The organism is Microcoleus pseudofavosus SVA1_A4, assembly GCF_036700565.1.
In the GTDB taxonomy this organism is placed as follows: Bacteria; Cyanobacteriota; Cyanobacteriia; order Cyanobacteriales; family Microcoleaceae; genus Microcoleus.
In genome coordinates this window covers 86,981-98,047 of sequence record NZ_JAUBPE010000017.1, presented here as the reverse complement: position 1 = coordinate 98,047, position 11,067 = coordinate 86,981, and the positions used below count along the sequence as shown (strand labels likewise).

The 11,067-nt window shown below is 44.6% G+C and carries 10 protein-coding genes; 8 read left to right on the top strand and 2 right to left on the bottom strand.

Going from position 1 to position 11,067, the window contains the following annotated elements:
- Positions 1 to 220: 220 nt before the first annotated feature.
- The gene (gene dndB, locus QUA02_RS10065) at positions 221 to 1,342 is read left to right on the top strand and encodes a DNA sulfur modification protein DndB (protein WP_333027144.1); all 1,122 of its coding nucleotides are present in this window, start codon (positions 221 to 223) and stop codon (positions 1,340 to 1,342) included.
- Positions 1,343 to 1,413: 71 nt separating this feature from the next.
- Here the strand turns inward: dndB and QUA02_RS10060 are convergent, their stop codons facing one another.
- Complete coding sequence (locus QUA02_RS10060) at positions 1,414 to 2,025, bottom strand: hypothetical protein (protein WP_333027143.1); 612 nt, start codon at positions 2,023 to 2,025, stop codon at positions 1,414 to 1,416.
- 222 nt (positions 2,026 to 2,247) lie between these two features.
- On the opposite strand from QUA02_RS10060, the gene QUA02_RS10055 reads away from it, so the two are divergent.
- The 6 genes from QUA02_RS10055 to dndE all read left to right on the top strand — a co-directional run bounded on the left by QUA02_RS10055 (position 2,248) and on the right by dndE (position 9,050).
- Positions 2,248 to 3,216, top strand: coding sequence for an HNH endonuclease (locus QUA02_RS10055; protein ID WP_333027141.1), 969 nt, complete (start codon positions 2,248 to 2,250; stop codon positions 3,214 to 3,216).
- Positions 3,217 to 3,238: 22 nt separating this feature from the next.
- The gene (gene dndC, locus QUA02_RS10050; protein ID WP_333027139.1) at positions 3,239 to 4,957 is read left to right on the top strand and encodes a DNA phosphorothioation system sulfurtransferase DndC; all 1,719 of its coding nucleotides are present in this window, start codon (positions 3,239 to 3,241) and stop codon (positions 4,955 to 4,957) included.
- A 64-nt stretch (positions 4,958 to 5,021) separates the two neighbouring features.
- Complete coding sequence (locus QUA02_RS10045) at positions 5,022 to 5,651, top strand: GxxExxY protein (protein WP_333027150.1); 630 nt, start codon at positions 5,022 to 5,024, stop codon at positions 5,649 to 5,651.
- Positions 5,652 to 6,002: 351 nt separating this feature from the next.
- Entirely contained in the window at positions 6,003 to 7,997 is a 1,995-nt protein-coding gene (gene dndD, locus QUA02_RS10040; protein ID WP_333027138.1) for a DNA sulfur modification protein DndD, read from the top strand.
- A gap of 5 nt (positions 7,998 to 8,002) precedes the next feature.
- Positions 8,003 to 8,644 carry a restriction endonuclease subunit R gene (locus QUA02_RS10035; protein WP_333027136.1) on the top strand — a complete coding sequence of 214 codons (642 nt, stop codon included), beginning with the start codon at positions 8,003 to 8,005 and terminating at the stop codon, positions 8,642 to 8,644.
- Between the two features lie 4 nt (positions 8,645 to 8,648).
- Complete coding sequence (gene dndE / locus QUA02_RS10030; RefSeq protein ID WP_190660605.1) at positions 8,649 to 9,050, top strand: DNA sulfur modification protein DndE; 402 nt, start codon at positions 8,649 to 8,651, stop codon at positions 9,048 to 9,050.
- A gap of 140 nt (positions 9,051 to 9,190) precedes the next feature.
- Here dndE and thiD read toward each other — a convergent pair whose 3' ends face one another.
- The gene (gene thiD, locus QUA02_RS10025) at positions 9,191 to 10,000 is read right to left on the bottom strand and encodes a bifunctional hydroxymethylpyrimidine kinase/phosphomethylpyrimidine kinase (RefSeq protein ID WP_333027134.1); all 810 of its coding nucleotides are present in this window, start codon (positions 9,998 to 10,000) and stop codon (positions 9,191 to 9,193) included.
- Positions 10,001 to 10,152: 152 nt separating this feature from the next.
- Here thiD and QUA02_RS10020 point away from each other — a divergent pair, with 152 nt between their 5' ends.
- Positions 10,153 to 10,932 carry an MBL fold metallo-hydrolase gene (locus tag QUA02_RS10020; protein ID WP_333027133.1) on the top strand — a complete coding sequence of 260 codons (780 nt, stop codon included), beginning with the start codon at positions 10,153 to 10,155 and terminating at the stop codon, positions 10,930 to 10,932.
- Positions 10,933 to 11,067: the final 135 nt, after the last annotated feature.

Here is an 11,067-nt window from a genome sequence, read left to right as displayed (position 1 = left end):
ATGCCCCATGCCCCATGCCCCATGCCCCATGCCCCATGCCCCATGCCCCATGCCCCATGCCCCATGCCCCATGCCCAATGCCCCATTCCCAATGCCCAATGCCCCATGCCCCATGCCCCATGCCCAATGCCCAATGCCCCATGCCCCATGCCCAATGCCCAATGCCCCATGCCCCATGCCCAATGCCCAATGCCCCATTCCCAATGCCCCATTCTCAAATATGTCTACTCCTTCTTTTGAATACATTTTGCCGGTCATCCGGGGAATTCAAGCGGGCCGCGAATATTACGTGTCGATGTGTCCGGTGCGTTTTTTGCCGAAATTGTTTCCCTTTGAATCTGAAGAATTGCCGCCGTCTATGCGGGCGAAACGCGCGCTTAACAAAGCTAGGATTCCCGAAATTGCTGATTATTTTGTTAAGAATCCTACAAATTATACTTGTGGGGCAATTGCTGCTTCGATTGATGCGGATATTACTTTTGAAGCAGTGGGAAATGAGGCCGAAGAACGGAAAATCGGTCGCTTGCGAGTGCCGATGGATGCTAAGTTTACTATTAATGACGGACAGCATCGGCGCGCGGCTTTTGAGATGGCTTTAAGGGAAAATCCGCAGTTGGGATATGAGACGGTGGCGCTGATTTTGTTTCTCGATATTGGGTTGGAAAAGTCGCAGCAGATGTTTGCTGATTTGAACGGTTTTCAAGTTCCTTTGGAGGCGTCGCTAAGTCTACTTTACAACCACCGGGACGATCGCGCTTTTGTGGTGAAGGCGGTTGTTAAGCAGGTTGAGGTTTTCCGGTGTTTGACTGAGATGGAGAGGGGGAGTTTGAACGGGCGATCGCACAAATTGTTTACGCTGAGTGCGATCGATCGTGCTATCATGGCTTTGCTGTCTAATATTGATGCCAGCAAACACGCGAAACCCTCTCGTTACCGCGCCACAAAAGAGGAAAAAGAGGAAGAACTCGCTCAAAAAATACAACTGGCGGTTAGTTATTGGAATGCGGTTAGCAGTTTTATTCCCGATTGGCAATTAGTTCTGCACAAGCAAGTGGTGGCGGCGGAAATGCGCCGGGATTGCGTACACTGTCACAGTGTTGTGCTTGAGAGTTTGGGGGAAGTTGGGGCGGCTTTGCGATCGGTTTTTCCTGAGAGTTGGGAGGAACGTTTGAGCCTTTTGCAGCAGGTTGATTGGTCGATTTCTAATCCTGATTGGGAGGGTGGGATTTTGTTGAAAGGGGGGATTTCTAAGTCGAGGGCGAGTGTTAGTTGGATGAGGGATTATTTGAAAAAGCGGTTGGGTTTGGAAACCGTAGATCCAGCACAGGCGGGACGCCCGTAGATCCAGCACAGGCGGGACGCCCGTGCCACCTGCGTTTGTAATTGCAGCGCCAAAATACCTCCAAAAATAGGCTAATTAAAATAGCGTCTGAATGGTTCTGCAAGAATGCCCAATATTTGGTCTAGCTGAGTAATAAAATATTCAGTCAAATCAATTTTTAACAACTGATTTTCTAGAATTAGGAATTTCCAGTTTGTACCCGTTGAAACTGCTCCATAAATTGCGGATTGTTCTTGCCCTTTGCGGGCATTAAATATTTGAGCTGCTGCCATCTGAGCCGCACACTGTCCCAATCCTATTCTAATATCGTTGTCTTTGGCTTCCACCAATGTCAAGACTGGGGCAGTCACCAATGATTGATTGCTCGATGCGCTGAGGAGAAAGTCACAAGCCCCGGTTAATCCTTTGCTCTCTTCTACGTTAAATGTGTTGCCAGAAAAATAGCCAATTTTGTTATTAAAAGTGCGCCGTATTTCGAGTAGAATGGGAGTGAGGATTAATTCCGATCGAGCTTTGTCCGTGCTGATACTTGAGGCTAAGTCTAAAGCTTCGTCAAGAGTTTGTTTGAGGCGTTCTGAAGGTGCGAGGGGGGGAATTTGGCTGAATAAGTGGGGAATGTCTTCAACGGTTAGATCCAGGATTGAGACGGCTTGGTCGATGGTTTTGAAGTCGCTGTAGGACATATTTGATTTGGGGTGGGAGATATGATTTTTTGAACCGCAGATGCACGCGGACAGTGATATAATTATCTCCTGTTTAGGCTAGAAAATTACTTTTAAGTCTGCTGACACTGCTTAAATTGTCTAGTTTCTGCGTTATGGTTGTGCCTTGTGGTGCTTAACTTTTTGTTGAAAAGAGTGTAAAATTTTAGGTGGGATTGTATTTAATCATAGCGGGAGGAGGAAATGACTACAGGAGAAGAGTCCGAAAATAAGAACTTAGCATACTATCGCCAACGTTTTGCAGCTCTTAATGTAAATAATACCCGCCAACGTGGCCAAGCTAATCATAAGCCAATATTACTATTGTCAATCATCGATCTAATTGCTCAAGGAATAATTAGGGAGAATCGAATTTATGTTTCGGACGCCTTGGTTAAAACATTTAACAAGTATTGGGAGATTTTAGGTTCTGACTCTCACAATCGTGGTTTGTACTATCCATTTTGGCATTTGGAAGGTGATGGATTCTGGCATAAAACATTGAAATCGGGATTTAACGGTTCAAAGCCTAAAACAACTAACAAGCTAAGAGAAGCTGTAGAATACGGTAGTTGGGATAATGAATTATTCGATTTACTCCAAGACCAAAATTCTAGAGCGGAATTAATAGATACACTGATTGCTAAATGGTTTTCATCAAATAGAGACGATATTGGAGAGATTTTGCAGGTCAATCAAGAGTTTGAAAATGTTAGTCACACAGAAAGAGAAATGTCGGCTACAGCCGAAGTTTCTGACGGAGAACCGAGATTTTATTTAACAAAATCTGCTGTTAGAAATGCTTTTTTCAGGAAAGCAGTAGTACATACATATGATTACAAGTGTGCATTTTGTCGATTGAAAGTTATCAGAAATCTAACTCAAAATATTGTAGATGGCTCACATATTAAGCCATTTTCAAAGTTTTATGATAATCAAATTAATAATGGGATATCATTGTGCAAAAATCATCATTGGGCTTTTGACCAGGGTTGGTTTGCTATAGATGATAATTACAGAATTATCGTCGCTAATGACTTAGAAGAGGAATCCCCCAATGCCAGATGTATGAAAGATTTTCATAGTGAAACTATTCTCCTGCCCACTTCCGACCAAGATTTACCAAGACTTGAATCGCTAGAATGGCATCGGCGGAATGTATTTAGAGCTTAATGAAGTAACTGAGGTTAAAGACATGACAGAAACAATGCAAATACCACTTTTCCCACCCCGTAGCCTTAGTGAGTTAGTGGGAGAAATCGCCAAAATAAGTAAAGAAATTAAAGAGTTATATTGTTTAGATGATATACCTTGGGTTTTAGGATATTCCGGCGGAAAAGACAGCACTACAGTAGTCCAGCTTATATGGTATGCAATAGCCGAATTACCACCTGAAAAAAGAACGAAAAAAATCTATGTAATCACAACAGATACACTTGTAGAAAACCCGATAGTTTCTACTTGGGTACGTCAGTCATTAAAACAGATGAAGTCTGCTGCTATAGAGCAACAGCTACCAATAGAACCTTATATGCTTTATCCAGATGTCAAAGATACTTTCTGGGTAAACTTGATGGGAAAAGGCTACCCAGCACCGAGACATGGATTTCGCTGGTGTACTGAACGCCTTAAAATCCTTCCTTCTAATCGGTTTGTTCGTGATATGGTGAGAATCAATGGAGAAGTAATTCTTATATTAGGTACTCGCAAAGCTGAAAGTATTAAACGCGCTGTTTCAATGGAGAAACATGAAATAGGTCGCATGAGTGACCGTCTAAATGATAAATCTAGTTCCATTAAATCTCTACTTTATCAGAGTCCTAGTCTGCCTAATTCCCTAATTTATAGTCCGATAGAAGATTGGCGAACGGATGAAGTGTGGATTTATCTAAATCAGTGGGCTAATCCTTGGGAAAATAGCAACAAAGATTTATTTACCATGTATCGAGGTGCAACAGCAGACAATGAATGTCCTTTAGTTGTCGATACTTCTACCCCTAGCTGCGGCAGTTCTCGCTTTGGCTGCTGGGTTTGCACAATGGTAAGCCAAGATAAATCTATGGAGGCAATGATTCAAAACGATGAGGAAAAAGAATGGATGCAGCCTCTCCTCGATATTCGCAACGAATTAGACATTAAAAACGATCGCCCAAAAAGAGACTTCCGACGCATCTACGGTAGAGTAGAACTGTTTGAACGCAACATGGGCGACGACACAACCTCCGTCGAACCCATCCCAGGGCCCTACACCAAATTCTGGCGAGAACACTGGCTGAGACGAGTCTTGGAAGCACAAACCCACATCCGCAAAACCGCCCCTCTAGAAATGCGCGACATCACCTTAATTACCCCAGAAGAACTTAGCGAAATCCGCCGAATTTGGCTGGAAGAAAAGCACGAATTCGACGACTCTTTACCCCGGATTTACGAAGAAGTTACCGGCGAACCTTTTGCAGATTCTCGTCCCGCCGCCGAAAGAAAACTCCTCGGTAGCGATGAATGGACTGTGATCGAAGATATTTGCAGCGAGGACAAAATGCACCTCGAATTGATGGCAAAACTCCTTGATACAGAACGCCAATACTACACAAAACCCCGACGTACTGGCATTTACGGCGATTTGGACAAATGTTTTGAAACGAGTTCGCGATCGAAGGATGAAGCAATTGGTAACGCCCACTATCAACGCAATTTAAAAACAGCGGTGGAAGCTGTTAAAGCAAATCCCGCCCTGAATATTCAGCAAGTCAAGGAGGCGATCGCCCAAACTAACAGTTCCGCAAAAAACGATACCGTTGATATTGCCAAACTTAAAGAAGAATTGGAAAGCAACAGCAATCAAGGCCGGCAGTTATCTTGGGCGGATATCAAATTTTCACCGCCAAATTCAGAAGAGGAAAAACCTAGCGATTAGCACCCGCTAACCTGCGGTTAAACCCAAACTTGTTGACAGCCAACCCGCCGAGCGATCGGATACAATAGGCTGTCAACTAACCTCATTATTACCCAACCCTCATCGTTTAAATTACAAAATTTTTACGACCATAATTAATCCTAATATTCCCCATCAGGATCTTACATACAGCATCATCGGCTGTGCAATGAGAGTACACCGGAGGACGCAAAAAGGTTTAAGAGAAAAACATTACCAAAGAGCCTTTGATGCAGAAATGATAGAATCCGGTTTAACAACAGAAATGGAGTATCCCAGAAAAATTTACGACGGTGAAGTTTGGATGGGAATCCTCTATCTAGACCATTGGGTGAATCAAGGTATTGTAGTAGAGGATAAAGCCGTGAATTATCCAATGACCGATAAAGATAAAGCTCAAATAATAGCTTACGTAGCAGCTACAGGAGCGCAAGTAGGTTTATTTATAAACTTTGGACGCAGCAAATTAGAATATCACCGCATCCTCCCACCAAAATCTGTACAAGGTTGGCAGAAACACATTCAACCATACTTGTGGACGCCGAAAACAAGTGGCAGGGGTTGGACAAGAGGAAGTTCAGGAACCTATGAAGAAACAGATGCGGAACTCCCCTTACCTCCCAGCATTAAACCTCAGAACCAGGAGGAAGATTCAACCGATGTGATTGATTGGTAGCAAGGGGGGGGAAATATTAGCAACGGATTTTGTAACGGATGTAACGGATGATTAGTGGGTGATTACCAAATCCGCTGCTAATTGCCCCCCACCAACCACCCATCCGTTAAATCCGCTGCTAACCGCCCCCCACCAACCACCCATCCGTTAAATCCGTTGCTAATCGCCCCCCACCAACCACCCATCCGTTAAATCCGTTGCTAATCGCCCCCCACCAACCACCCATCCGTTAAATCCGCTACCAAATCCCTCGCCAATAACCACCACCAACTAACAACCCATCCGTTAAATCCGCTACCAAATCCGTTGCTAACCGCCCCCCCCCACCAACCAACAACATATACATCTACAATGCAATTCCTCGAACTCGTCCTCAAAAACTTCGGCCCCTACGCAGGCACCCAAACCATCAATCTCCGCCCCGAAAAAGAAGGAAATCCCTGCCCAGTCATTTTATTTGGCGGCATGAATGGCGGCGGCAAAACCACCCTCATGGACGCCATTCGCCTCGCCCTCTACGGTAGCCGCGCCCAATGTTCCACCAGAGGCAATTTAAGCTACAGCGACTTTATCAATCAATGCGTCAACCGCCACACTCCCCCATTAGAAGAAACCCGAGTCGAACTAACATTTGAACAAGTCCAAGACGACAAGTTAACTCAATTCAAAATAGTTAGATATTGGAAAAAACCAGATATTAAAGACAACTTAAGCATTCTCATATACAGCGAAATAGTCAGCGATTGGTGGTCAGACAAAGCAATTACTAACACCTGGGACGAATACATCGAAACCCTTTTGCCAGTCGGAATATCCAACCTATTTTTGTTTGACGGCGAACAAGTAAAAGAACTCGCAGAACTCGAAACACCGCCGGAGTTTGTCGTCGGGGCGATTAAATCTCTTTTAGGTTTAGAATTAGCAGAACGCCTCGCCGTCGATTTAGAAATATTAGCCGGCCGCAAGCGGAAAGAAATTGCTGGTAAAAAAGACTTGGCTGCTTTAGAGAAAATCGAAGAAACTTTTAAGGATATTACCGAGAAGAAAGAATTAGCAACAGAAGAACAAGCTAGCTTGAAAAACGAATTAGAGAAAGCTCAAAAAAATCAGCAACAAGCATCAGACAAATTTATTTATGAAGGCGGAAAAATTGCCGCCGATCGCAGTCAACTAGACAGACAGCTAAACGACTACAGAAATCAGGCAGACAAAACCCGTCAAGCCATGATGGAATTGGCATCAAATACGCTACCACTAGCCTTAATTTCGCCCTTGCTAAGTGAAGCAAAAATTCAAGCAGAAACAGAAGCCAGCCAGCAGCAAGCAAAGATTGCCCAAAATGTTATCAAACAAAGAAGCGATCGCCTCCTCAACTATATCGCAGAAATTTCGTTAAATTCCCAACAGCTAGATAAAATTCAAGACTTCATCCGCCAAGAAAACCAAGAACTAGAACAGCAAGCAGGAACAGACGTTCCGCCCTGGATGAACGCCGACAACAACAGCATCCAGCAACTAGAAAACCTCCTTAGCTACCAAATCAAAGCCCAGCAAACTCTAGCCACGGAACAAATAGAAGAAATCAAAAACATCGAATCAGAAATTGACTTCACAGACAGACAACTCGCAGCCGCAGCTTCCCCCGAAGCCTACGAAAAACTAGAAGAAGAGGTTAGAAAAGCCCAAAAAGCAGTCGCTATCGCAGCCGCAGCCTGCGAATCAGCAAACCGCCGCGTCGATGAATTAGAGAGAGAATTAGCCAAAAACCAAAAAGAACTAGAAAACTACAGCAGCGAATACATTACTATCAGAAACAGCCAACACGTCATCGCTTCGATCGCCAAAGCCCAAGCTACCCTGAAACTCTTTAAAGAAAAACTGACTCTCAAGAAACTCAACAAACTCGAAATAGAAATTACCGACTGTTTCCGCTACCTGTTGCACAAAACCGACCTCGTACACAGAGTTGCGATCGACACTCTAACATTTAGCCTCTCCATTTACGATCCAGAAGGCAAACCGGTACCGAAACACCGACTTTCTGCCGGGGAAAAACAATTGCTGGCGATCGCCTTTTTGTGGGGATTAGCCAGAGTATCCGGGAGACAATTGCCAGTGGCGATCGACACTCCCCTAAGCCGCCTCGACTCCTCCCACAGAAACAACCTAGTCGAACGCTATTTCCCGTCAGCCAGCCACCAAGTCATCCTGCTTTCTACCGACACGGAAATTAGCAAAGTAGAATATGATAAGCTGCAAGAATTAGAGGCGATCGCCCACAGCTACCTCCTCAAATACGACTCCGCCAAACACCAAACCACTGTTGAACAAGGTTATTTTTGGTGAAATCTATGGTAAACATCTTACAAGCACAAGCCGTAAACCTCCGCGATCTTATCGATCAATTTGGCATTCAGTTAGTTGAAGATGAGCAATTTTTTCGCGAATGGCAAGATGATCTTCCCGAACTAACTGACTTAGACAAGCAACTTTTAGACAAAGTAAAAGTAGGTTACATCAACTTGCTAAACTACCCGCCTTTGCTAGAAAATGTGATTCGGATGGCTGTACTAGATCCGATGCTTTTTATCGGAGATTTTTACTTAGCCCCATTTTATGTAAAAGCAGAAACATCTGTAGAAATTGTCAGCGAAGATGAGGGAACTATCATCCGAGGAAAGATGGATACCTTAGTATTAAAAGACCAATTCTGGGTGATGGTTATCGAATCCAAAAAAGCTGGATTTTCTATTGAAGAAGGACTTGCACAAATCCTTGCTTATATGCTATGTAACCCTAACCCAAATAAACCCAGCTATGGTCTTATTAATGCTGGAGGAAGCTTCATATTTGTTAAATTGGTGAAGGCAGAAGTACCCTTATATGCTTTGTCTGACCCCTTTGATATTCGCAGACGGGGTAATGACTTGTACACTGTTCTCAAAATTATGAAGCGTTTGAGTCAATTAGTAATCTTACCAACACAGGGTTAAAAATATGGAACCACCAGTCGATCGCATCCGCCTTTCCCAAACAGGCAAAGACCAACTATCAAAACTGAAACGATCGACCAAAATCGATCAGTGGAATATTCTATGCAGGTGGGGATTTTGCCGATCGCTCGCCGAGCCCAGCATCCCATCCCCAGTACCAATTCCCAGCGACAGCAACGTCGAATTAAGCTGGGATGTCTTCGGCGGCGACATGGCCGATATCTTGATAATCGCCCTCAAGCAGCGCTGTCACCAAGATAATTTAGGCACAGAAAAAGAAACTCTAGCCAAACAATTTCGCCTGCACTTGCACCGAGGGATTGGTTATTTAGCGGGCGATCCGAATATTAAGAAAATCGAAGACTTGGTGGCGATCGCTTTATCGCCTGAAAAATTAAGAAATTAACTGATTGTTGACAGTTGACAGTTGACAGTTGACAGTTGACAGTTGACAGTTGACAGTTGACAGTTGTTATTGGTTATTAGCAGGCCCAAGCGAGCAACAAATAAATAACAAATAACCAATAACCAATAACCAATGACTTCTTATTTCAGTAAAAGCGGGAAAAAATGACCTACTGGCCCTTGGCCTTCCCCAATATCCAAAGCATATTTGAGAGCATTAGTAACATAATCCTTAGCCAATGTTACCGCTGTAAACAAATCTTTCTCCAAAGCCAAATTAGCAGCGATCGCAGCACTCAAAGTACAACCAGTCCCGTGAGTATTCCCAGTGTCAACATTTTCAGTCTTCAACACAGCCAACCGCGTACCGTCAAACCAAACATCAATCCCCCGCAAATCCCCCTTCATCCCGCCGCCCTTTACCAAAACAGCTTTCGCACCCAAACTGTGAATTCTCTCCGCCGCCTTTTGCATATCGTCAACAGAATCAATCTCCAAACCGCTCAAAATAGTCGCCTCAAAGCGATTCGGAGTCACGACAGCAGCCATTGGAATCAAAACATCCTGCAAAAATGCGATCGCCCCCTCATCAATCAATCGATCGCCCGATCGTGAAACCATCACCGGATCGACAACCAAATTCCCTATTCCCAAAGCCTCAACCTGTGAAGCCACCGCCACCATAATTTCCCGATTCAGCAGCATCCCAGTCTTCACAGCATCCACCCCAATATCCCCAACCACCGCCTCAATTTGAGCCGCCACAGCCTCCGCAGACAAAGCATCAACTCGCATCACCCCCAAAGTATTTTGAGCCGTCACGCAAGTCAAAGCACTTGTACCGTGCACGCAGTGAAACGCAAAAGTCCGCAAATCCGCCTGAATTCCGGCCCCGCCACCACTGTCAGATCCAGCCACAGTCAAAGCCACAGGAATCCTCGATTTAATCATCTTTTTTCAACCGCAGATAAACACAGACACATCCCAATAATATCTGGGTTCCCCGTGGCACTGGCGTCCCGCCTGTGCTTCCGAAGGGGTTAAAATTCCCAAACAAAATTAGCTATGATTAAACCAATTGTAAAGAATTATTGCAAACAACCGTGAAACTCACCCGCATCGACCTCAACTCTTGGATCTTCCACATCGCAGGTCAAACCATCCTCGTCGATCCCTGGCTGGTCGATCCCCTCGTATTTTACGGTCAACCCTGGCTGTTCACCGCCTACCACAACACCCCCGTCGCCTTCACTCCCAGCACCTTACCGCCGATCGACCTCATCCTGATTTCCCAAGGATTAGACGACCACTGCCACAGACCGACACTCAAACAGCTTGATCGCGCAATTCCCGCGATCGCCTCACCCACCGCCGCCAAAGTCCTCAGCAGTTTAGGCTACACTAATATCACATCTTTAGCAAATTGGCAAGAGTTAAATTTTAAAGAAAAGTTACAAATAACCGCCGTACCCGGAGCCGAAATCGGGCCGGGACAAGAAGAAAACGGCTATTTGCTCAAAGATTTAAGCAGCGGCGAGACACTTTATTACGAACCGCACTTACCGCCATTAGACAAAGTAAAACAGAAAATAGACACAGTAGACGTAGCGATCGCCCCAGTCATCGGTCAAATCTTCCCATTCCTCGGACAAGTCATTATCGGCCCTTCGGAAGCCCTGAAGCTTGCCCAAACCGTAAAGCCTAGGTTTTTCGTGCCGACAGCGGCGGGAGACATCCGAGCCACAGGCATTTTACCAATGTTAGTGCGATCGGTCGGCAGCATCCCAGAATTTCGCGATTTACTAGCAAAATCGGGACTCTCCACCCAACTCCTCGAACCCGAACCAGGTCAAACCCTGGAAATTTTAGATTTTAGATTTTAGATTTTCGATTGGAGATGTTCGATTTGAGATTTTCGCTTTTCTAGATTGGAGATTTTCGATTTTTTAGATTGGAGATTGGAGATTGGAGATTCAATCCAAAATCCAAAATCCAAAATCTAAAATCTAAAATCTAAA